The organism is Cytophagaceae bacterium (assembly GCA_016722655.1).
Classification (GTDB): Bacteria; Bacteroidota; Bacteroidia; order Cytophagales; family Spirosomataceae; genus Leadbetterella.
In genome coordinates this window covers 1,440,003-1,463,330 of record JADKIR010000004.1, presented here as the reverse complement: position 1 = coordinate 1,463,330, position 23,328 = coordinate 1,440,003, and the positions used below count along the sequence as shown (strand labels likewise).

General features: G+C 38.3%; 22 protein-coding genes and 1 pseudogene. 10 read left to right on the top strand and 13 right to left on the bottom strand.

Annotated elements, in window-relative coordinates; all coding sequences use genetic code 11:
- Positions 1-32 precede the first annotated feature (32 nt).
- Positions 33-839, top strand: a complete 807-nt coding sequence (locus tag IPP61_06835; protein MBL0324881.1) for an ion transporter — start codon at positions 33-35, stop codon at positions 837-839.
- A 5-nt stretch (positions 840-844) separates the two neighbouring features.
- Here the strand turns inward: IPP61_06835 and IPP61_06830 are convergent, their stop codons facing one another.
- The 4 genes from IPP61_06830 to IPP61_06815 all read right to left on the bottom strand — a co-directional run bounded on the left by IPP61_06830 (position 845) and on the right by IPP61_06815 (position 3,892).
- Positions 845-1,612, bottom strand: coding sequence for an amidohydrolase (locus tag IPP61_06830; protein MBL0324880.1), 768 nt, complete (start codon positions 1,610-1,612; stop codon positions 845-847).
- Between the two features lies 1 nt (position 1,613).
- Complete coding sequence (locus tag IPP61_06825; protein MBL0324879.1) at positions 1,614-2,186, bottom strand: peptide deformylase; 573 nt, start codon at positions 2,184-2,186, stop codon at positions 1,614-1,616.
- A gap of 63 nt (positions 2,187-2,249) precedes the next feature.
- Positions 2,250-3,347 (bottom strand): GDP-mannose 4,6-dehydratase, encoded by a 1,098-nt coding sequence (gene gmd / locus IPP61_06820; protein MBL0324878.1) that lies wholly within the window; start codon positions 3,345-3,347, stop codon positions 2,250-2,252.
- Positions 3,344-3,892 (bottom strand): SPOR domain-containing protein, encoded by a 549-nt coding sequence (locus IPP61_06815; GenBank protein ID MBL0324877.1) that lies wholly within the window; start codon positions 3,890-3,892, stop codon positions 3,344-3,346. Before IPP61_06815 ends, gmd begins: the two co-directional genes overlap by 4 nt.
- A gap of 393 nt (positions 3,893-4,285) precedes the next feature.
- On the opposite strand from IPP61_06815, the gene IPP61_06810 reads away from it, so the two are divergent.
- Complete coding sequence (locus IPP61_06810) at positions 4,286-5,068, top strand: SDR family oxidoreductase (protein MBL0324876.1); 783 nt, start codon at positions 4,286-4,288, stop codon at positions 5,066-5,068.
- Positions 5,069-5,091: 23 nt separating this feature from the next.
- A complete protein-coding gene (locus IPP61_06805) occupies positions 5,092-5,421 on the top strand; it encodes an L-rhamnose mutarotase (GenBank protein ID MBL0324875.1) in 330 nt (109 codons plus the stop codon).
- 3 nt (positions 5,422-5,424) lie between these two features.
- Here IPP61_06805 and recF read toward each other — a convergent pair whose 3' ends face one another.
- Positions 5,425-6,489, bottom strand: a complete 1,065-nt coding sequence (gene recF / locus IPP61_06800; protein MBL0324874.1) for a DNA replication and repair protein RecF — start codon at positions 6,487-6,489, stop codon at positions 5,425-5,427.
- A 342-nt stretch (positions 6,490-6,831) separates the two neighbouring features.
- Between recF and IPP61_06795 the strand changes: the two genes are divergently transcribed.
- On the top strand, positions 6,832-7,827 hold the full coding sequence (locus IPP61_06795) for a hypothetical protein (protein MBL0324873.1): 996 nt from the start codon (positions 6,832-6,834) through the stop codon (positions 7,825-7,827).
- A 62-nt stretch (positions 7,828-7,889) separates the two neighbouring features.
- On the opposite strand, the gene ygiD is transcribed toward IPP61_06795, so the two are convergent.
- The 4 genes from ygiD to IPP61_06775 form a co-directional block, all read right to left on the bottom strand.
- Positions 7,890-8,741 (bottom strand): 4,5-DOPA dioxygenase extradiol, encoded by an 852-nt coding sequence (gene ygiD / locus IPP61_06790; protein MBL0324872.1) that lies wholly within the window; start codon positions 8,739-8,741, stop codon positions 7,890-7,892.
- Positions 8,742-8,963: 222 nt separating this feature from the next.
- Positions 8,964-9,629: a DUF2461 domain-containing protein gene (locus tag IPP61_06785; GenBank protein ID MBL0324871.1), complete on the bottom strand. Its 666-nt coding sequence runs from the start codon at positions 9,627-9,629 to the stop codon at positions 8,964-8,966.
- A gap of 114 nt (positions 9,630-9,743) precedes the next feature.
- The gene (locus IPP61_06780; GenBank protein MBL0324870.1) at positions 9,744-10,250 is read right to left on the bottom strand and encodes a hypothetical protein; all 507 of its coding nucleotides are present in this window, start codon (positions 10,248-10,250) and stop codon (positions 9,744-9,746) included.
- Between the two features lie 28 nt (positions 10,251-10,278).
- Positions 10,279-10,644, bottom strand: coding sequence for a hypothetical protein (locus IPP61_06775; GenBank protein MBL0324869.1), 366 nt, complete (start codon positions 10,642-10,644; stop codon positions 10,279-10,281).
- A 204-nt stretch (positions 10,645-10,848) separates the two neighbouring features.
- On the opposite strand from IPP61_06775, the gene IPP61_06770 reads away from it, so the two are divergent.
- Positions 10,849-12,375 carry a carboxypeptidase gene (locus IPP61_06770; GenBank protein MBL0324868.1) on the top strand — a complete coding sequence of 509 codons (1,527 nt, stop codon included), beginning with the start codon at positions 10,849-10,851 and terminating at the stop codon, positions 12,373-12,375.
- A gap of 514 nt (positions 12,376-12,889) precedes the next feature.
- Here IPP61_06770 and IPP61_06765 read toward each other — a convergent pair.
- The 4 genes from IPP61_06765 to IPP61_06750 form a co-directional block, all read right to left on the bottom strand.
- Entirely contained in the window at positions 12,890-15,442 is a 2,553-nt protein-coding gene (locus tag IPP61_06765; protein MBL0324867.1) for a carboxypeptidase-like regulatory domain-containing protein, read from the bottom strand.
- 76 nt (positions 15,443-15,518) lie between these two features.
- On the bottom strand, positions 15,519-16,025 hold the full coding sequence (locus IPP61_06760) for a hypothetical protein (GenBank protein ID MBL0324866.1): 507 nt from the start codon (positions 16,023-16,025) through the stop codon (positions 15,519-15,521).
- 63 nt (positions 16,026-16,088) lie between these two features.
- Entirely contained in the window at positions 16,089-16,760 is a 672-nt protein-coding gene (locus IPP61_06755; GenBank protein MBL0324865.1) for a DUF1080 domain-containing protein, read from the bottom strand.
- A gap of 23 nt (positions 16,761-16,783) precedes the next feature.
- Positions 16,784-18,043 (bottom strand): DUF5009 domain-containing protein, encoded by a 1,260-nt coding sequence (locus IPP61_06750; protein MBL0324864.1) that lies wholly within the window; start codon positions 18,041-18,043, stop codon positions 16,784-16,786.
- 110 nt (positions 18,044-18,153) lie between these two features.
- On the opposite strand from IPP61_06750, the gene IPP61_06745 reads away from it, so the two are divergent.
- The 5 genes and pseudogenes from IPP61_06745 to IPP61_06725 all read left to right on the top strand — a co-directional run bounded on the left by IPP61_06745 (position 18,154) and on the right by IPP61_06725 (position 23,327).
- Positions 18,154-19,398, top strand: coding sequence for a D-alanyl-D-alanine carboxypeptidase (locus tag IPP61_06745; GenBank protein MBL0324863.1), 1,245 nt, complete (start codon positions 18,154-18,156; stop codon positions 19,396-19,398).
- A 451-nt stretch (positions 19,399-19,849) separates the two neighbouring features.
- Positions 19,850-20,416 (top strand): Crp/Fnr family transcriptional regulator, encoded by a 567-nt coding sequence (locus IPP61_06740; GenBank protein MBL0324862.1) that lies wholly within the window; start codon positions 19,850-19,852, stop codon positions 20,414-20,416.
- Between the two features lie 210 nt (positions 20,417-20,626).
- The gene (prfA, locus tag IPP61_06735) at positions 20,627-21,697 is read left to right on the top strand and encodes a peptide chain release factor 1 (protein MBL0324861.1); all 1,071 of its coding nucleotides are present in this window, start codon (positions 20,627-20,629) and stop codon (positions 21,695-21,697) included.
- Between the two features lie 15 nt (positions 21,698-21,712).
- On the top strand, positions 21,713-22,294 hold the full coding sequence (gene rdgB, locus IPP61_06730; GenBank protein MBL0324860.1) for an RdgB/HAM1 family non-canonical purine NTP pyrophosphatase: 582 nt from the start codon (positions 21,713-21,715) through the stop codon (positions 22,292-22,294).
- Positions 22,295-22,485: 191 nt separating this feature from the next.
- Positions 22,486-23,327, top strand: a pseudogene (locus tag IPP61_06725) (helix-turn-helix domain-containing protein).
- The last annotated feature ends 1 nt before the right edge of the window (position 23,328 follow it).

Sequence of the window (23,328 nt, the reverse complement as noted above, 5' to 3'; positions counted from 1 at the left end):
GAATTCTCAAAAATAACTTTTAGAAGGAGGATCTGGAGTGCCCTCAATATCAGGTACACCGAGAAAAAGGCCTTAGCTTTATTATCAATATATCACTTTCGGTATTGATATTTCTAAATACTATTGCCATTATTCTAAATACCATTCCTAGCTTATCTTCCACTTACCATCATATATTCTGGGACTTTGAAGTTTTTTCAGTAATTATTTTTTCAATTGAATATCTGTTACGGCTATGGTCATGTGTTGAAAGCCGTTTCTATACCCATAAGTTTTGGGGAAGAATAAAATTTATTTTTTCTTTTTGGGGTATTGTTGATTTATTGGCTATTGCTCCGTTTTTTCTATCTGCCTTTGTTACAGATTTCGGGGTTATAAGGATGTTAAGATTGCTCCGTATTCTGAGGCTGTTCAGAATGAGCAAATATTTTCATGCTTTCAGAATCATAAAAAATGTATTGACCAGCAAAAGAGAGGAGCTGATTCTGGCATTTTCATTTATCATATTTTTAATTTTATTTTCCAGTTCTCTCATGTATTTTCTGGAGCATCCGGTGCAACCTGAAAATTTTTCAAGCATTCCTGCCGCACTTTGGTGGGGTGTAAATACCATGACAACAGTGGGTTATGGAGATATTTATCCAATCACACTTGCCGGAAAAATACTCGGTTCTCTTGTGGCAATTTCCGGAATTTCTCTTTTTGCTTTGCCTGCAGGTATTATTGCATCAGGATTTAATGAGCACATCAGAGGCTATAAAAACGAACAGGGAAAAGTGAAATGTCCTTATTGCCAGGCTGAATATTATCTGGCAGAAAAACATAAACATCAGCATTGATTATTTCAGAAATGAAACGAATCCATGTCATTTAGAAACGGAAATTTTTTCCTAAAATCCTGAAGATCCTGGTAGTTGAGTTGAGCAGAAATGATGTTTTCTGCATCCCCAGCTTCTGCGATTATTTCTCCCTGAAAATCAATTAACATACTTTGTCCGTTATATTCCAGCCCATTTCCATCGGTTCCAATTCTGTTAACTCCAATCACAAAGCATTGATTTTCAATGGCTCTGGCTATTAATAGCTGCCTCCAGGCATTAATTCTCGCTTTTGGCCATGAGGCTACAAAAACCAGCACATCATAGTAGGGAAAAATATTTCTACACCAAACCGGGAACCTTAAGTCGTAGCATATCAGAGGCTTGATTTTCCATCCTTTTTCGTAGATGGTCACGTTGTCATTGCCAGGCGAAAAAGTTTCGGTTTCTTTTCCGTATCCAAAAAGGTGCTTTTTGTCGTATTTGTAAGTCTTACCATCGGGGTTTACCAATAGAGCCCTGTTGTATTTGGCATCACCTTCTTTTACAGCCAATGAGCCCAAAATGTGGCTCTGGTGCTTAGAAGCCATGTTTTTCATCCATTTATGGGTCGAAAAATTCATGGGTTCTGATACCTCCATGCTGAAACCCGTGTTAAACATTTCCGGGAAGATTACGAGGTCAGTTTCAGCAGGAATTTTTTCCAGAATTTCCTCAAAATGTGAAAGATTGGCATCGGTATTTTCCCAATACAAATCAGATTGAACTAGGCTCACATTGAGGTTTGGTATCATATCATGCAAATTTCATCCGGTAATCAGCATCCACAATTCCTTTTTGAATATTTCCAAGTCTTTTCTTGAGCATTTGTTTTTTGAGCGGTGCCAGATAGTCGATGAAAAGTACCCCCTGGATATGGTCATACTCATGCTGAATGATACGTGCAGCCATCCCTGTGTAGGTTTCGGTATATTCATTGAAATCAGTATCCATGTATTTAATGGTAAGACTTTCAGGCCGCGACACATCAGCCCTGATACCCGGAATGCTCAGGCAACCTTCCTCATAAGGCCATTTTTCACCTGTTTCTTCCAAAATTTGTGCGTTCACAAAGGTCTTCTTAAATCCAACTAAAGTCTGGTCAATATCTTCTTCGGTTTCAGCACCACTGTTCATTATTTCGCCATCTACCACAAAAATCCTCAATGCCAACCCTACCTGAGGGCCAGCCAGACCAACACCCGAAGCCGCATACATGGTCTCAAACATGTCGTCAGACAACTTCTTTACATCTATTTGTCCGGGTTTTATGTTTTCACATACTTTTCTTAAAACCTGAGCCCCATAGGCCACAATCGGCAATACCATACCAGCGATTTTTTTATTATTCTATATTTTTTACGTCGGGTTAAATCCAGATGATTTTTAATTTCAAACAGGCAAACCGGCTTTGTTAAATTTTGGTTTGTCTTTAAAATATCTCAAGTCTGAATCCATCATTTCCTCTACCAATGCTTTCAGGTCATATTTTGGTTTCCAGTTTAGCTTGGTCTGGGCTTTGGTTGGATCCCCAATCAAAAGCTCCACTTCAGTTGGCCGATAATAAACCGGGTCAATCGCCAATACTTTCTGACCTACTGGTATCTGATAATCAGGATTTTTACATGCAACTACAAAAGCGGCCTCATTTTCGGCAGTTCCTTTGAATTCGATTTCAATACCAACTTCATTGAAAGCCATCAGAATAAAATCACGAACGGTAGTAGTAATACCCGTCGCAATCACATAGTCTTCGGGTTTTTCCTGTTGCAGAATCAACCACATGGCTTCAACATAGTCTTTGGCATGACCCCAGTCGCGTTTGGCATCAATATTTCCCATGTAAAGGCATTGCTCCTGGCCAAGTGCAATCTGCGAAACTCCCCTTGTGATTTTACGAGTTACGAAGGTTTCGCCTCTCAGGGGAGATTCGTGATTAAATAAAATACCATTACATGCATACATATTGTAAGCTTCCCGATAGTTTACTGTAATCCAATATCCGTAAAGTTTCGCTACAGCATAGGGTGACCTTGGATAAAACGGCGTTTTTTCAGATTGGGGCACTTCCTGCACCAAACCATAAAGCTCTGAGGTCGAAGCCTGATAAATGCGGCATTTTTCAGTAAGACCTAAAAGCCTTACAGCTTCAAGTATCCTCAAAGTGCCTATTCCATCAACATTGGCGGTATATTCCGGCTCGTCAAAACTTACTTTAACATGCGACATAGCACCCAGATTAAATATTTCGTCTGGTTGCACTTCCTGAATTATCCTGATGATGTTGGTTGAGTCACTAAGGTCACCGTAATGTAGTTTGAACCTTACATTGCTTTCATGTGGATCGGCATATAAATGGTCAATTCTGTCGGTATTGAAAAGCGAAGCCCTTCTTTTTATTCCGTGAACTTCGTATCCTTTGTCTAATAATAATTGAGCCAAATAGGCTCCATCTTGTCCGGTTACACCGGTAATCAAGGCTTTTTTCATTTAATATTAAGTGCTTTTTTTAAATTAATTTTATCACCAACTATTCTGGTAGTATTAAACCTTCCTTTTAAATCTTTTTGATATCTCTCAGCGTCGGAATACTGTATAAAATCTCCAACTTTTATCAGATAAGTAGGCTGGCTATAGCTTTCATAAATCTCCAATTCCTCAAAATTTCTCAACAAAAAGCTTTTGGCGTTTTCAAAATCTTCTTTGTTATTACCTGAAAAAACCTGTATTCTGAATCCCCGACCCGAAATATTTTTTTTATTATTCTCAATTATTTCGTTTAAAACCTTTTCGGCTTCGGCATTTTGATCATTGAAATTATTAGTAGTTTTCTGATCGTTATTTTTGATTTTTGAGCTGGTAGTATTTTCTTTTGGTGAGGTTTCTGATGAATTATATTTTGGTCTGAAAACCGTCAAGTCCTCTGAATACTCAGTAACAGGAGTTTCCTTATTGCCTGATTTCGAAGTAGTAATCTTATTCGAACAAGCAAAATTTACCAAAATCAATAAGCCGTAAATAAAGAATTTCGACATTATGAATACTTAAATCAGATGCAAATTTAATAATTTAGTTCTCAAAGTGTTAATGAAGTAAACAAAAAAGACATCCGGGAGTCCCAAATGCCTTTCCAAGACGAAAATACTTTAACCTATGATAAATCACCTTATTAAAGGGTGAACTCTTAAATCTTATTTTAATGCAAAAATATAAAACAAACTGGTTAATTATATACAATATTTTATAATTTTTATTATTAGGCGGATGTTTTTGCGTTTTTTAACACTTATTCCAAATATAATTCTAATTTTTCAAGGCCAGAAATTACTCAAAATCAATCTTTTTTGTCTTTTTGATATTTAATCAAACGAAAATTTTTGAAGTAATAGAATATTTTTTTTAACTTAAATTTACGAAAATTTAAATAAATGAACCTCAACCTAAAAGAAAAAGTAATAATAGTATCCGGTGGTGCCCGGGGAATAGGAGAAGGTATCACAAGACAGTTGGCTTTGGAGGGTGCTTTTCCTGTGATAGTGGGAAATAATGCCGAACACAATGAGCTGGCACTTGAAAAGATTGTTGCTGCCGGAGGTTTTGGATTTACGGTTGAGGCCGATCTTACCAAGCCGGAGGATTGCAAAAAAGCCATAGATGCAACTTTGGAGAAATTTGGTGTAATTCATGGACTGGTCAATAATGCTGGTTTTAACGATGGTGTAAGTCTCGAAAATGGCAGTTATGAAGAATTTGTTAATTCCTATCACCTTAATACCGTACACTATTTTTTGATGGCACATTATGCCCTTCCGGCATTAAAATTGACCAAAGGTCCGATACTGAATATAGCATCAAAAGTTGCCGAAACCGGTCAGGGGGATACTTCAGGTTATGCTGCTGCCAATGGTGCCCGCAATGCCCTCACACGTGAATGGGCGGTGGAATTGCTGAAATATAAAATCAGGGTAAACTCAGTGATTGTGGCGGAGTGCTTCACGCCGATGTATGATGCATGGCTCAATAAATTTCCCAATCGGGAAGAGGTCTTTGAAGATATAAACAGAAGAATACCTTTTGAAAAACGTATGACTACACCCGAAGAAATCGCAAATATGGCTGTATTTTTACTTTCAAACAGAGCGAGTCATATTACCGGGCAATTGATTCATGTCGATGGGGGTTATGTTCATCTCGACAGGGCTTTGTTATAATTTTTATTGAAAATGAATATTTTATGAAAACCTATATACTGGCATGTGATCTGAAAGATGATCTGAAACTGATTGCAGAATACGAGGCTTATCACCAAAATGTGTGGCCAGAAATCCTGAAAAGTATAAGCGACTCAGGAATAGTTTCTATGCAGATTTACCGTACTGGTAACCGCATGTTGATGTTGATGCAAACGCAAGACGATTTTAGTTTTGAGGCCAAAGGCAAGGCCGATGCCGAAAACCCCAAAGTGCAGGAGTGGGAACAATTGATGTGGAACTACCAGCAAGCTCTTCCTCATGCCAAACCGGGAGAAAAGTGGATTTTGATGGAAAAAATTTTTGAGCTTTAAACCTTATTCTATTTCCAAAAAGTTTACTGAGACCTTGCTGAGCAGCTCGCGGGTGCGTTTGGGGCGGGCGTCGGTCAGGAAAACCTGGCCGAATTTACCGGCTTCAATCATTTCAATCAGTTTGGCAATGCGTTTTTCGTCGAGTTTGTCAAAAATATCGTCAAGGAGCAGGATGGGCTTCATTTCCTTTGCGGCTGCCGTAATCTCAAACTGTGCCATTCTGATGGCCATAATGAAAGACTTTTTCTGCCCTTGCGAGCCAAATTTTTTTACAGGCATTCCATCCATCGAAAACACGTAGTCGTCTTTATGAATCCCGCGTGTGGTTCGTTGGGCTGCCAGGTCGGTATTAAGGTTTTTGTCAAAAATATCGGATAGTTCACATTTATCCCAATCCGATATATATTCAATGTTTACGGTTTCTTTATTTTCTGAAATATTTTCATAATTGCTCGTAAAATGTGGCAGGAAATCATTCAGGAATTTCTTCCGGTATTCATGAATTACGCTTCCTGAGGATACCAACTGTTCGGTATAAATAGAAAGCAAATCGCCATCAAAATATTGATTTTCAGCAAATTGCTTGAGTAGAGAATTGCGTTGGTCAAGTGCTTTGTTGTATTTGAGATATTCCTTGAGGTACTCGGAATGCAACTGAGACAGAATGCCATCAAACAACTTTCGACGGGTTTCGGAGCCGTCTCTGATCAGGTCAGTGTCGTCGGGGGTAATGAGCACCACCGGTATTTTACCGATATGGTCAGAGAGTTTTTCGTAAGGTTTTTTGTCGAGAAAAAAGACTTTCTTTCCTGCTTTTTGGAGCGAAAAACCTATGAGTTCTTTCTCAAACTTACCCTCGACCATGGTGTAGTCTTCTTCAAATCTGATGCTCAGGGAGTCGAGATTATGGATGGAGCTTTTGCAAACGGCCAGGAAATAAATAGCATCGAGGAGGTTGGTTTTTCCGCTGCCATTTTTGCCCACAATGCAATTGAGCCCTTCCGAAAATTCAAAGTACTGGTTTTCGTAGTTCCGGAAATTGGTCAGCTGAAGTTTTAACAATGCCATATCGGCCACAAAGGTCGTGAAGAATTGTGAGGAATGGAAATGGAATGGAAAATGAAGGATTTTGGAAGGGATGATTTATTTTGTTTAAGAGATTTTCCTATTTTTTACGAATTGAATGTGAATTTTTATAATAAATCAACAAACCGCAGCAGGGATCGAAGCAATTGTTTGAGCTCCCACGCCTTAGCGTGGAGCGATGTCCACGCTAAAGCGTGGCCGGCCGCTGCCCAAATACTAGTCAAAAATAACTATTTTCGGCTTTATTTTTATCATTAACAATTCGTTAAGAAACTATCAGCGGGCTTTTTGCATCTATATAGCAAATTCTAAAATTTTAAAGATATGAAAAAGGTTCTGGCAGTTTTGGCGATGATAGTGATGGGTAATGTAGCCCTTGCCCAATATGACTATGACGATTATGATTCTTACGATGGTCCCGACCGGTATTTTTACGACGAGGACTTTGACTGGCGTTGGGATGTGCGGGTGCGTATCTCAGATGGTATCAGCAATGGATTGCTGACCCAAAGAGAGGCTAATCGCCTTTATAATCGCCTGGAAGATGTTGAAAGAAAAGAATATGCCTATCAGTCAGATGGCGTGTACTCAAGCTGGGAACAAGACGAAATATGGGAAGATGTGGTATGGCTCAACCGTCAGCTGGGCGTTGAACTCAGAGACCTTGACCGCAGATATTATGGGTATTCGGGAGGAATATACAGAGGGTATCTGCCCTGGTACTTTGGTGGATCGTATGACTTTTACCGTTTTGACAGAAGAGGCTTTGGGAGTATCACTTTAGGTTACGCTCCAAGATATTACTATCCAAGAAATCATTTCTATTATCACCCAAACAGAAGCTATAGCAGCACCTGGGGACATAGAAACAATGGATGGAACAATAACAATAAAGCAAACAGAAACTGGAACGAGAGCCGCAGCCGCAACTGGACCAACGACAATCGTGGCCGTGACAACCGTAACAGTGACAACTGGAACAACCGTAGCCGCAATGAGCGTGGTAGCTCCCGCACTTCACCTCAAAGAGATTCTTCGCCATCGGTTGGTAGTGGATCAAGGGGAAATAGTAATAGCGGACAAAGAGAATCCTCGCCTTCATGGGGTGGAGGCTCAAGAGGCAACAGCAACAGTGACCGTTCGTCAGGCAGTGGAAGAGTGGAGTCTGGCAGAAGTGGACAAAGAGAGAGTTCTGTTAGTCCGCGTTCGTCAGGAAGCAGCGAGATGAGATCGCAAAGAGCAGAAAAAGCCCAAAGGAATTCTTCTTCTTCTAGCGGTCGCTCTTCAGAAAGCGGTGCCAGACGTGGAGGCAGAAACTAAAAGATAATTAATAATCCGGAACCATTAACCTCAGTCTGATTTTCGGGCTGAGGTTTTTTGTTTTATCCTATTATAACTGAAGTCATTGTGAGTGAGCCTGCTATAACTTTATCGTTAAAAAACTTTGTCTCGTCTTTGGCACCCTGGAGCCCCAATGTATAGAGCAATGGGAAATAATGGTCAGGAGTCGGAATGGCCAATTCGGAACTTTTGTGCAAGGTTTTATAATTGAATAGCGGCTTATGGTTTTTGTCGCTGATATGTTTTTTGAAAACTTCGTTCAACTCTATGGCCCAGTCAAATCCATATTCTACATTAAATCCTTTGGCCGGGTTGGCGTTTCGTGGCAGGCTTATCATGCGTAGATTATGCACCATGTTGCCACTTCCGAGTATCAAAACACCTTTTTTTCGCAATTCTGCAAGGGCTTTTCCGAGTTCATAGTGATATTCGCCGGGTTTATAGAAATCAATACTCAGCTGTATCATCGGGATGTTGGCCTTGGGGTACATCTGCTTTACCACACTCCAGCTGCCGTGGTCAAAGCCCCAGTCGTGATCCATGCCTACGTTGGTGTCTTTGATGAGTTTGGCGGTTTCGGCTGCCAATAAAGGCATACCGGGAGCAGGATATTCTACTTCAAAAAGTTCCCGGGGAAAACCACCAAAATCATGGATGGTTTTGGGGCTGGGTGAGGCCGTCACAAAGGTTCCTCTTGTAAGCCAATGAGCCGAAATACAAAGTACGGCCTTGGGCTGAGGGATGTTTTGAACCAGTTTTTTCCACGATTGACTAAATTCGTTGTTTTCGATGGCGTTCATCGGGCTGCCGTGACCAACAAATAAAACGGGCATTTTGTGGCCGTTTTCAGGTAGGGTGTCGGCCAAACTTTTTAAAGAACTCAAGGTGCTCATACTACTTACGGCGGCTATTGATTTTACAAATCCTCTTCTTTTCATTTTAAAGAGTTTTCAATTATTTCTTCTTGTATTTTAGTAAGAAAACAATCATATAAACCTTAAAACCAAATCATTTTAGAAATAAGTTCCTCAAATATAATAAAAATACGAATACAATATATGTACATACATTTATTATTAAAAATGAAATCTTGTTCGTTTTAAGAGGAATGAATATTAATTTCTGTTCAGAAAATCACCCAATGGCTTGAGGGTTTTAAAGACGTTAACTGCTTTTTGCAGAAAATCGGGGCTGCTTAACTCACTATCATTGACATGGTGAGTTGCCAGAAAACTCTTCATTTTCAGAAGCTCTGCCTGAGGGTGGGCAGGGTCAAAATCTTTGGGTACTTTTTGAAGTTTTTCGCCTTCGATTTCACCAAAAACAGCTTTAAAGTTATTTTCGAGCAATATTTTTTCCAGATCAGCTCCATTGTAATCAATTTCCTGCCTGATGCCTTTGAGCCAGTCGCCCTGCGGCAAATATGCACCACCTGCGAGCATGCTTTGGTTGCCGGTTTCGATGTGTATGTAGTAGCCTGACCGCGTGTGTATGTCAGATTTTTTGGCTGCCGGTGTGATATGAGCACCAAAATGGGTTTTGTAAGGTGATTTATCTTTTGAAAATCTTACATAGCGGTAGATTCTGAAAATGCAGCTTTTGGGGTCATGATGACCAATTTCGGGGTCAAATTGAGCGATTTCCCCAAAAAGATCTTTGATAAAAACCTCAAAATCAGCTTTTGCTTTTTCATACAATGACTTATTGGCCGTAAACCACTCCTTGTTATTGTTTTGTTTGAGTTGGTTCAGGAAATCTATTATTTCGGGAGAAATTACCATTTTGAGAGATTTTTTTAAACACTCAAAATTACTTTTTTGAATTTTATTATTTGGATTTAACTACCTAAAATTTTGAATTGCTAATAATTTTAGGATTAAAAGAACAATTATAAGTTATCTGAAAAGTTTTATGTCTTTGCTCTCAACCTCATCTCCTTTTCCATAAATAGCTTGGGAGAAAATTACATCATTTACCAAAATGGCATTCACCAGATATTCTTGAGAGGTTTTGGAATGAACAAAACGAAAAGTTATTTTATCCGTCAACCCATTTGGCCAGGTAATATTTACATTGCAATAATTATCAGGCATGAAATCAGTTACATTCACTTTTAGCTTGGTGGTGGTGTTTTCCAGTAAAACCGAAGGCTTAGCTACAGTAGAGTCGTATATTGAGAATTTTTTCCCGGGATAATAAGAAAATTCTAACAAAATCTTAGACAAATCAAAATGATTCTTGGTAGATGGATCCAATAAATTCTCACCAGAGATTTTATCAAGAACCGAGATTTTAACAAACCCTGTTCTGACAGGGTCACCATCTGATAGACTAATAGGATCAATATTTTTTGTACAGCTTATAAAAAGTGTTACGACGAAAATAGTTAAAATGTGTTTCATTTTATTGATTTGAAATAATGAATGAATGTTAAAAAATCTGATAATTAATCAGTTCAATTGGATTTTCTCTCACATTAAGGTTTTCAAATTCAAAAACCTTATAAGTTACTTTTACTCTTTTACCTATTGAAAGCTTCAACTCATCAGGAAAATTGCAGGGCAAGAAAACCCTTTGGTCGTCACTATTTCTAAAACCATATATAACGGTTTTAGAATCGGTGCTGATATTATCAATACTTAATATCCGTTCTTCGGTAATTACATTTGAACTATATTTTCTTCCGTCTTTTATTCCACAGGGATAAATTCCTTGTTCAATTTTAACATTTTGGTTTTTTTCATCACAAGAAAAAATGAAAAAACTGAATACCACCAATAGAATTTTCAATTTCATTGTTTTCGGATTTTTTTTAAATTTAATTATTAATCTATTTCTTTGAAACAAATAGTTATTTTACGGTAAAAAAATAAAGGCAATATTTTGACTTTATTCTAAAATGGAACAACATTTAATAAGTAGTAATTTAGTTTTGAATAAAAAGCCTAACAAGGTACATTTGTTAACCTTATTTATCACCAAACCAATTACCTGATAGCTATGAAAAAGCTTTTCTTGCTTTTTGCAATTACTTCATTTACTGGTGTTTTTGCACAGCAAACGCCCTCGAAACCCAAAACTGAAGATAAAGGAACGGTTTCGGAGTCGCGTACTCTCAACCCTGACATGACCATTGTATCCAATGCCGAGATTACGGTCAATGGCCAGAAAGTACCCTATAAAGCGACCGTGGGCACCCAGCCGGTTTGGGATGAAAAAGGCAAAATTATAGCCTCCTGTTTTTATACTTATTATGAGCGTAGCGATGTGAAAGACCGTGCAACCCGGCCTTTGGTGATTTCATTCAACGGCGGCCCCGGCACGGCTTCGGTGTGGATGCACATGGCTTACACCGGACCAAAAATCCTTAATATTGACGACGAGGGATACCCGCTACAGCCTTATGGATACAAGGAAAACCCTTATTCTTTGCTCGATGTGGCCGATATTGTTTTTATCGACCCCGTAAATACCGGTTTTAGCCGTATCATTGACCAGGAGGCCCCGAGAAGCTCTTTTTTTGGCATAAAACCTGATATTTCTTATCTGGCAGATTGGATCAATACATTCGTGAGCCGCACCAACAGATGGGCTTCTCCAAAATATTTGATAGGAGAAAGTTATGGTACAACACGGGTGTCGGGACTGGTACAGGAACTGCAAAACAATCACTGGATGTACTTCAATGGTGTGATTTTGGTGTCGCCTACCACACTTGGTATTGAGCGAGACGATGTTTCTTCTACTGCACTTCGCCTACCTTATTATGCAGCTACGGCCTGGTATCATAAGGCACTTTCTGCCGATTTACAATCCAAAGATCTGGAAAAAATGTTGCCGGAAGTAGAGCAGTTTACTACACAGGAGTTCTTGCCAGCCTTGTCTTTGGGTAATATGCTTTCTGATGCCAAAAAGAAAGAAATAGCAGCCAAAGTTGCCCGATATTCAGGTATCTCGGAACAATATGTTTTGGAAAATAACCTCAGTGTAAGCTTTAATCAGTTTTGGAAAGAATTGTTACGTGATAAAGGTTTTACTATAGGCCGCCTGGATTCCAGATATCTGGGTATTGACGCCAAAGCTGCAGGCGAACGCCCGGATTACAATGCAGAGCTCACCTCATGGCTCCACTCGTTTACTCCTCCTATCAACATGTATTTGCGGGAAGAATTGAAGTTTAAAACCGACTTGAAATATTTTATGTTTGGCCCCGTGCACCCTTGGGGCAACTATGAGGCCGAACTCAATGTGGCCGAACAGCTTCGTCAGGCGATGGCGATTAACCCTTATCTGAAACTTTTGGTGCAGTCGGGTTACTATGACGGTGCCTGTGACTACTTCAATGCCAAATATAATATGTGGCAAATGGACCCTTCAGGCAAACTCAAAGACCGTATGTACTGGAAAGGTTATCGCTCGGGTCACATGATGTACCTGCGTAAGGAAGACCTGAAAAAAGGCAATGACGACATCAGAGAATTTATCAAAAACTCTACTCCCGGGGCTAAGGTGCCAGCGAAGTTTTGAGGTACTTTTGTAAATAAAAAATCTGATAGAAAAAGGGTAGTTTTAATTCTTACAAATTCCCATTCTACATTTCCTTTATTGCATAGTCTGCAACCCGGGCAGAAAGGGTCAAGTAGGAAACTAATATTTTAATAAGTCTTATATTTGACCTATATGCTGATGTAGAATAATTGCTCCAGGTTTTTGGGTGATTAACCCCACCCTACTCTTTTTCTTTATATTATCGGATATAAACTCTTTATCATACTCCCTAGTCGCCATAAACCTCAATCTTACTGACATGGAATCCTGCAATAAGCTTTTTGATGCCAGGATGCTCAAGCCTTAATCAGAAAGAAAACAGATTTGGATTTGAGCCAAATGTGACTGCGAAAATTTCTCGAATCAAAAGCAAAAGGGTTTATGAAGTTGGGATTTCGTACTTTAGAGGTACTTATTTAGAGGGCAAGAAAAACAATTGGAAAGATGGCTTTAAGGCCATTTACTGCATTATAAATATGGTTTTTTTAGGGGTTTATTTTTCCCCGGCCAAAGGCAAAATAATTCTGAAACCTTTTGAAAGTAATTTCTGATTTTCATATGCTGTATAGAATTCAGCAGAAATCTTTTGTCCAAACAATGAAATACCATATCCGGCCTCCTGATGAGAAACATACTGGTTTTTTAGAAAATTACCGAATACATATTCGGAAATCCCCGCTTTTCGTATCTGAGGAATCTGTGACAAAACCAGCCTTTCGGGTTTATATTCGAGAAAGCCCTGCACATAAAATTTGTCTGACGAGAATTTATAATAATCTAAATCACGAAAATTTCTGTGTGAGCTTATTAACAGTTCATTTCCCATAAATTGCTTGTAGTCAAGTATATTTGTAGGCTTATTCCCATAAAAAAACCCTGAGTTAAAGCTGGCAGTAAGATATCCAGACTTGATTTTTTGGGTATGAGTAACTTCCAGATCTATTTGCCCGAATACATTTTTAATAAACGAGAAAGTATGATTTATACGAAAACTGGGAGCGTTTTGCTTCTCCATTCGGTCGATGCCATTGTAGCGGTTTAGCCGTGCATTGGGACTATACTGAAGTGAAGTTTTCAGAAAAACCCTGTTGCTCAGGTTTCCTTCCGTAAGTTTATTGCCATTGAAATGGGAAATATTATTTGGCTCAAACATTTTTTCCGGATTTAACCATACATGGAAAACCTGATTTTCGGGAACACTCCTTTGTTCGCCAATAAACTGATTGCTAAGGATCATTCTTGGACTGAAAGTATAGCGATGAGAAATGGTGATTTGGCTTTTTTCTGTCAGTTTGGCCTCATGCCGGCCATTGAGTAAGGCGTAAGTTTCGTTTAGGAAGGTGGAAACCGGCATTTGCTGATTTATTTGGAATACTCTACGCCCTCCCGAAATTCCGAAAGTAGATCTGTTTATTTGTTTTGAAAAATACACTTCTCCATTCAGGCGGTTATGTTGAACGGAATAGTAAGCCTTCACCCCAACTTTAAAATTTTCTGAGGCATTCTTATTTTTCGAAAATTCTAATCGGTTTATTCCAAGCGTATAGCCTTCTACGGCATTGAATCGCAGGTCATCAAATATTTTCCCGACCGAAAAAACGGTTTCTCTGAGCCTGGTGGTTGTGTCAATGGTTTTACCAAACTGATATTTATGACCCAAAAATAATTGAGGCACTTTGAACTTATTGCCACCCGAAAACCTGGTGCTATCCTTTTTTATTTTCTTTTGAATGGCCTCAGCATTAATCACATATAGGCTGTCGGCTTTTTTAAAACCTACTATTTCAGAGATAGTAAGTGGCACCTGCCTTTCCAGATTCCAAAAAGTTGAGTCACGTTTGGTAGCCATAGAGTCAACTTTAAAGTTTCGGTCAGAATCAACTGCTTCACCGGTTTTTCGGTCTTCGTTTTCCAGAGATTTTGCCAGAGTCTTCAAATCTTTAAGAGTAGCCTCCTTATTCACTGGAGCATCTTTTGGTTTTAGTGTGGCTTTTTCTTTAAATATTTTTTCATCAATTATTTCAGGTTTAACCTCTGCATATTTGGGGTTCTTTTTGAAAGCAATATCTTTTAAAGCCACCACAGCACGCATTTCCATTTCGGCACCATAACTTTCCAATGTGGTTTCTATATTTAGGTTTGACAAAAACCACACACCATCAATGGCATTAAAAATGGCCCTTGTGCGGGTATTACTCACATCGTCAGAAGTTTTAAAGTCGTAACTATGAATGTACCAGCTGCCATCAACGATGTTCATCACCCCACTGTTATATCCTTTGATTTTTGGAGTTACTTTTATTTTGTTAATTACCTGGCCGTTTTCTTCAAAATAACCCAGATATTCATACTTAAAATTTCTTGCCCCTTTTTTAGTCACCGGAGAGCCTTCGTTATCAGGAGAATAGATTTCATATTTTCCAAATGAAATACTTACACTGTTTTTGAGATTTGGCGGCAGGTTATCTTTTTTAGCAATCACATTTTCTGAAAGCTGGCCCGGTTGTTTGAAATTTACTTTGTGAACACTCTCAAAAACATAGAGTTGGTTTTTTTCGATAAAATTCTTTTTGGCAAGTTTTTCAAAAACAAAAGGAATATCCAAAATCTTCATGTTGCCTTTGAGATAAGATTTGAAGGAATAGGTTTCGAGTTCTTTATAATGAAATATCGACATGGCTATGGTCTTTCGCATGATGGTCAGGGCCGGGTCTTCCTTTTGGGTGCCAACTACGGCATCAGAAAGCTGGATTATAGCCGGTGTCATTCGGATATTAAATGTTATATCCTGGGTTTCAATATTTACAGCTTTGGTTAAAGTTTCATATCCCAAATACCTGAAAACAACTTCATAAGTGCCGGTTTGAAGAGATAGTGAAAATTCACCCTTTTCGTTGCTATTGGTGCCTATTTTAGTGTTTTTTACAAAAATCGAAGCAAACGGAAGTGCCTGGTTATTTTCGTCGGTGATTTTACCTTTAAAATAAAATGCGGAAGATTGGGTAAAAGAAAAAAGCAGGAAAAATAGTATTAGTCTGAAGTTCATAAATTTTACATAGGGTATGTATTTCAGAACGGTGTTTGGGACTGAATATTATGAAAAGCGGGACTAAAACCAGATATTATTCCTTCCAATGTCCAAGTTTAATCAGCACGTTTTTGAGTTCTTCGGCCCGGTGAGTGCCTATGAGTAAGTGAGAATTTCCGTTATATTCCAACTGTAAACCTTCATTTCCCGAAACATTGTAAGCCGTACCACCAAATCCATACCTCAGTCCCCAGCCGCCAAACTCTAACAAAGGTTTGTATTTTCGGGTGTAGGATTTATTGATAATATTCCAGTCAATGAACCGAAATTTGAAATGTATGGGAAACAATTTGACATAAATGCCATCTTCAGTAATGACAGTTTCCAGTTTGAAGTTGTAAAGCAGCAAATTAATTAAAAACATAAAAACCAACAACAGACCCAGCCCGGTATTGCTCATGGGGTTATTGCCAAAAGACTGCCCAAGAAAGAGTTGTTGTAAAACCCCCAATAGGATTCCAAGGTCAATAATCCCCAAAATAGCCCAAAGCCACCATTGTGAAAACCTTTGAGTCTCAGAAAAACAGACTTTTTGATTCATGATTTTAATAATTTTTTTTAGGGAAAGCGATTACTAATAACCAAATATTTTCCTAAAATTTCATTAAAACTCTTTAATCCTGATTTTCCTGAATGACACCATATCTCCGTGATCTTGCAATGCAATTTTTCCTTTTGTATGTGCTTTGGCATAAGGCCATTTGGCAAATTTACTACCTGCTACATCGTCGTCCCACTTTACACTACCATATTCATAATCAGCCACTTTTATGCCGTTTAGCCAATGGGTCACACGGTTTTCTTTAATCTGAATTTTCCCTGAGTTCCACTGATCTGCTGGTTTCACTGCATTCAAATCCCTGGGTGGCTGTATGTCATAATTGGCTCCTGTTTTTTGCTTGTCGGTGATTTTTCCCGGATACCCGGCATCATCTATAATCTGGTATTCGGGACCAGAGGCGTAGGAGGCGAATAAGTCTTTGTTTGCATGGTCTTCCAATACTTTATATATCACACCACTGTTACCTTTTGGGGCTACTTTAAATTCAAATTCCAGTATGAAATCCCCATATTCCTGGTCTGAAACCAGGTCGCCATTTCCACCGTGGGTCATCAAAGCACCTCCCATTACATGCCAGCCTTTTACATCGGTTTGATTCCAGATGTGCCAGCCGGCAGTTGATTTTCCATCAAAAAGGTTAACCCATTTTTTCTTTTGGGCCGAAACAGACAAACTCAATAAAATGGTTAAGAAAAATACAAGTAAGTTTTTCATTATAAACTATTTAATAAAAAATATCACACTTTAAAAATCAATTTTTTCCGGTCTAGAATTATCAATATTACAGACCAAAGGATTACATAAAAAATCGCAAAAGCAAGGGAGGCGTTCATTGGATTGCTAAACATAGGTTTTATCACGGCCTCATTTAAATAATCTAAAGTTCCCAGCGATTCTTCACCAAAAGGAATTTTTACCATTCCCAATGCCCGGGGCAATATGCCCGATCCAAAAAACACTATCATGGGATTTACTCCCCAGATTATCAAAAATTTGGTTATAGGATTATTTCCGATTTTTTCATCAATTACACTTACAATCGCCAGCACCAACATGGCCCATCCACCGGCAAATAACACGTAGCTGCTGGTCCACAAGGCTTTGTTGATTGGGAAAATCACTCCCCACAATTTGCCTGCAATAATCAAAGCCAGGCCTATTATCAATAACCATTTGTAAGACTCTGATTTTTGTTTTTGGATAATATTACCAGTCCAAATTCCCAGTAATACAGTAGTGATAGCAGGTATGGTACTCAAAATTCCTTCCGGATCCCATGTTTTTGATGATGCCCAGAGATGGCCGGGTAGCAAAGTGTTGTCGAGCCATGCTGCCAGGTTGGTACCTTTGTCAAAGTTGGCTTCAATGCCGCCAGGGACAGGAATCAGTGCCATCATAGCCCAATAGGATAGCAACAAAACCACACCCGCTATGAGCTGTCCTTTCAATTCAAATTTCTGATATATAAGGGCAGCAAAGAAATAAACCAGAGCGATGCGTTGTAGCACTCCCGGAATTCTGACACTAGCGAAGTCTTCTCCTCCCCAAAACGCCAGAATAAACATCAGGGCGGTGGCACCCACAGCAAGCCACAGTTTGGTTTTGGCCTGAAAATTACCAAGCATGGCGTATGCAACACCAACTGCAATAACTAACCTGATGAGCATCAGAAGTGTGCCATCTAGGTCTCCAATATGTATTTTTGAGAAAAAATTAAGAAACAAACCCAGATTAAAAATTCTCAGGCTACGGGTCAGGATTTTCAGAAAAAACTCTTTCGAAATTTCTCCTGTTCTGATGGTTGAAAATGGCATTGCTGTCCCCATAATAAACACAAAGAAGGGAAAAACCATGTCAGTTGGAGTAGCTCCGTGCCATTCGGCATGAAGCAATGGTGCATATACATTTCCCCAGTCGCCGGGGTTATTTACTATCGTCATGAGCATCATAGTGAGCCCACGGAAGATATCAATCGAGGTTATTCTTTTTTTTTCCAAGTTTTATTCACAATTTGATTACAATTTATAAATTTTTTTAAAATATGAATTCAAAAAGGCTTTTTTTATTGGTTTTAGGGACATTATCTTTTTTTTCCTGTAAAAAACAAATGTTAGTTTCTTCCCTCAAAACTGATAAAATCACTGATTATTTGGCTAAAGACAGCACATTCAGAAACCATCATATTTCTGTGGCACTGTATGATCCAAAAGAAGAAAAGTATATTTTCGAAAAAGACACCGACAAATATTTTGTTCCGGCTTCCAATACAAAAACTTACACGCTTTATGCGGCTTTGAAAACCATGCGTGACTCCATTCCCGGCTTGAAAATTATTGAGAGAAATGATACGCTTTTTTGCAAACCTACAGGGGATCCTACATTCTTACATCCTGATTTGCCTCAAAGTAAAGTTTTCGATTTTTTGAAAAATCATAAGGCTAAAACGCTGGCATTCTGTTTTGACCATTTTGATAACCAAAGATTAGGTGCAGGTTGGGCCTGGGACGACTACAATGACGATTATCAGGTCGAGCGGTCGGCTTTCCCGATTTACGGAAATATATTAAGAATCAGATCAAACGCCTATCAATCAGCCCTTAGTATTCCTGCTTTTAAAAATAGTTTTGTGTTTCAATCGGGTACTTTTGATTACATAAAAAGGGATATTTCCGATAATATTTTTTATTATTCCGAAAAGTTAAAAGCTGATTTCAAACAAGACATTCCTCTAAAAATATCGGATCAACTAACCATGAAACTTTTGGCAGATACCCTCAAAAGAGACTTAGTTATAGTGAAAGAAATTGATTTTTCCGATGCAAAAACTGTGTATTCTATGCCTGTGGACACTGTTTTAAGACGCATGATGCAGGTGTCTGACAATATGCTTGCCGAACAGACGATGCTGATGGCCGGCAGACTGCTGACCGATACACTTTCTATTTCAAAAGGCATAAAAACATTCACTGATAAACATCTCTCTGACTTACCCAAGAGGCCAAACCTTGTTGATGGAAGCGGCCTTTCAAGATATAACCTTGTTACGGCCAATGATAATATTAAATTGCTCGAAAAGCTGCTGTCGGAGTTTCCACAGGAAAGACTTTTTGGTCTGATGGCAATTGGTGGAAAGACCGGTACTTTGAAACGATATTTTCCAGCCAATGAACCCCCGTATGTATATGCCAAAACCGGCTCAATGTCAGGTGTTTATAATATGAGCGGTTATGTAAAAACCCTTAGTGGAAAAGTGCTGATATTTAGTGTTATGAATAATAATTTTTCACACTCAATATCAAAAGTGGGTCTTTCTACTGCAAATCTTGTAAAATTTATTCATGAGAATTATTGAGTGCCAAACCAGAAGAAGGTTTGATATATTGCCTAAGACTTAACTGTTAAATAAAAAACATAGAAAATTTTGTGACTTTTTGTAAAAATACACGTCGTCTGTTTTCTGTGTGATTTTTTGTAGAATATTGATAACTAAACTCTTGAATTTGCCTGATTTTTCTAACAACGGTTAGTTTTGATATAACAAAACACAAAATAGTCTTGTAAAATTACTTTTTCCCAATAACATTTGTGATTGAATAGTATTCAATTTTAACTAAGTAGTGGTTTTCCAGCATTTAGTTAAACCTAAAATAAGGATTTTAGATTAATAAATTTTGTGAAAAGAATTAATTCATCACAAACTTTAGGCTTATAGTAAATGCCTGAATTAACAAAAATTCACAAAAAAAATATAATACACCCAAAAACAGAAAATGACACATTCGCAAAAATTGTTTAAAGATTTTTTGAAGAGTTTAATCCCATTTACAGCTCCGGAATTCAAAAAAATAATCTCAATTTTTGAGGAAGTAAGTTTAAAAAAAGGTGATATGCCCATTGAAATGGGAAAAGCTTCCAATACGATACTTTTTATTACAAAAGGAGTTTTCAGAGAATTTACCTTAATTAATGAGGAAGAACATACCCTGTGGATATCGGTTGAAGGAGAAGCCGTGCTTGATGTAAGTAATTTTATGTCTGGTGGACCATCAAGAATATCAGTAGAAGCACTTACTAACTCTCAGGTTTTGAGAACTGATAAAGAAAGGTTTGAGAAAATGTTGTTAGAGACACCCAAAATGTCACTCGTAATGAACAAGGTGTATTTTCAGAATTTACATGAAATTAGAGAACACCAGATACTTTTGAAAGTATGGCCAACTCAAAAACGTGAAGAATTACTATTTGAAAACAAGCCATATCTATTCAGAAAAGAAATAAAAATAAAGCACCTGGCATCTCTACTCAATGTACACCCCAACTCTCTTAGCAGGATTCATAATCAGAGGTCAGAATCTGAACAGAAGGATTGAGTTTTTCTCCCGGTAAACATTCCTGACCACCGATTTTTCAAGATACTACTTTTAGTTTATCTAAAATATTCTGTTCCTCAATCCGGATAAACTTTGCAAGCTAAACTTTTTGAATTCCATTTCTGTTTTGAATATTGCACCCAAAAACCCGGAACAATTTGGGTATTTTGTAGTATTTTTGTGTCCCAATTTCTATTTTGATATTAAATGTTGATAGAGCAGTTAGAAGCAATCAAAGAGCGTTTTGAAGAAGTAAGTCAGCAGATTACTATGCCTGAGGTGGTTTCTGATATGGATAAATTTAAGAAAATCGGAAAAGAATATCGCGACCTCGAAAAAGTTGTTTTAGAATATCAAACCTATAAACTAATAATTGCCAATCTTGAAGAAGCCCGTCAGATTCTGGAAACAGAAAAAGACGAAGAGATGAGGGAAATGGCCAAAATGGAGTTGGAAGAGCTACAGCCTAAAAAATTGGCGGCAGAAGAAAAGCTAAAAGAGATGTTGATTCCGAAAGACCCCAACGATAGTAAAGATTGTTTTCTGGAAATCAGAGGAGGTACGGGAGGCGATGAAGCCGCGATTTTTGCAGGTGATCTTTTCAGAATGTACCAGCGATTTGCAACAACTCAAGGCTGGCAGTTTCAGGTGATGGACTTCACCGATGCGGCATCGGGTGGTTATAAAGAGATAGTAGTCAGCGTAAAAGGCGAAGATGTATATGGAAAATTGAAATTTGAATCTGGCGTACACAGGGTACAAAGGGTTCCGGCTACTGAGTCACAAGGTCGAATCCATACTTCAGCAGCCACAGTAGCTGTGCTTCCTGAAGCCGACGAAGTGGATGTTCAAATCAACATGAACGATATCAGAAAAGATACTTTTTGCTCTTCAGGTGCTGGAGGGCAATCTGTCAATACAACCTATTCTGCAATAAGGGTCACGCACATTCCTACCGGTGTAGTGGTGCAATGTCAGGACGAACGCTCCCAAATCAAAAACTTTGACAAAGCAATGTCAGTTCTTAGGTCAAGAATTTACGAAATGGAGCTCGCTAAACACAACGAAGCCATTGCAGGAGAAAGGAAATCGATGGTGGGTTCAGGAGACCGATCAGACAAAATAAGGACATATAATTATCCTCAGGGAAGGGTGACCGACCATCGTATTGGTTTCACGGTTTATAATCTTCCAACTGTGATGGAAGGCCAGATAGGAGAGTTTATCGAAAAACTCAGAATAGCCGAAAACGCTGAAAGAATGAAGGAAGGGGTGGCTTAATTTATTTTGCAAAATATGGAAATCTGTCTGGCATCAAACAATCAACATAAAATAGAAGAACTTAAACAGCTCCTTGGCAATCACATTTTGCTCAAAACCTTAAGTGAAATTGGTTGTAATGAAGACATAGAAGAAACAGGGAGTACTTTTGAAGAAAATTCCAAAATAAAATCTGATTTTGTATTTAACAAATTCAAAATTAACTGTTTGTCTGATGATTCCGGCTTGGAAATCGATGCCCTTGAAGGCAGGCCGGGTGTTTATTCAGCACGTTATTCCGGAATTCATGGAGATCATCCATCAAATATCAGGAAAGTATTGGAAGAATTGAAGGGAGTTGAAAACCGGGCAGCGAGGTTCAGAACGGTTATCTCTTTAAATCTTGAAGGAGAAACTATCCAATTTGATGGAGTAGTTGAAGGGAAAATAAATTTTGGGCCCGCAGGCACCGATGGATTCGGATATGACCCTATTTTTATTCCCTTGGGTTATGAAACTACATTTGCCCAGATGAGTTCTGATGAAAAGAACAAGATAAGTCATAGGGCCGAGGCAATCAAAAAACTTGTAGATTATTTAAAGGACAAAAAAAAATAGCCGGAATATATTTCCCGCTATTTTTATTATCAAGGTTACCTTAAGTATTATTCGTCATAGAAAGGCGAAGCTTTCTTTTTCAATGCAAAATTGCATCTATTTTTGTAAAAAAAATATTACTGCATTTTCCAATTTTTGTGTTATATTAACATCTTGATATTTTTATTTTTTACTTTAAGGGTAATTAAGGCGTGAAAATAGAATTTGAAAAAATAGCACCTGATCAGGGCAGCTCCTTCAAGGTAATACATTGGAAGTCAGAAAATGATCGTTTTTTTTGGCATCAACATCCTGAGCATGAGATTATTTTCGTAAAAAAAGGCTCCGGGAAACTTCATATTGGCAATCATTTAGGTGAATATGCCGAAGGAGAAGTAATGTTTTTAGGACCTAACCTTCCTCATACCGGATTGGGTTATGGAGTTATAGGTGAGCATGAAGAAATAATTGTACAGTTACACCAGAATTTTCTGGGTCAGGACTTTATGAATGTTCCTGAAATGGTTAAAGTAAAGAAGTTATTTGAAAAAGCCGCATTTGGTATTAGTTATGCCGGAAAAACCCAAAAAATGGTTTCGGAATTGATGGAAAACCTCTCTCAGCAAGCTGGCGTTCAAAGGTTAATTTCATTACTTGAAATCTTTAAAATCATGTCAGATTCTGAAGAATATCGGGTTTTGAATGACCCGCGGTCAAGATTTGATTTCAGGCACAAAGACGAAGACCGCATCAACCGCATTTATACTTTTGTAGAAGAGCACTATACTGATGAGATAAAAATCGAGACGGTTGCCGAAATCGCCAATCTTACCGTTCCATCTTTTTGCAGATATTTTAAAAAATGACTCACTTGACTTTTACTGACTTCCTTAACGAATTCAGGATTAACAACGCCTGCAAGCTTTTACACACGGGTGTACCTGTTTCAGATGTATGCTTCAGTAGTGGTTTCAATAGCATTTCGCACTTTAGCAAGACCTTTAAACAAATCAAAGGTCAAAGCCCAAGGGAATATAGGAGGGAACTTTTGTAAT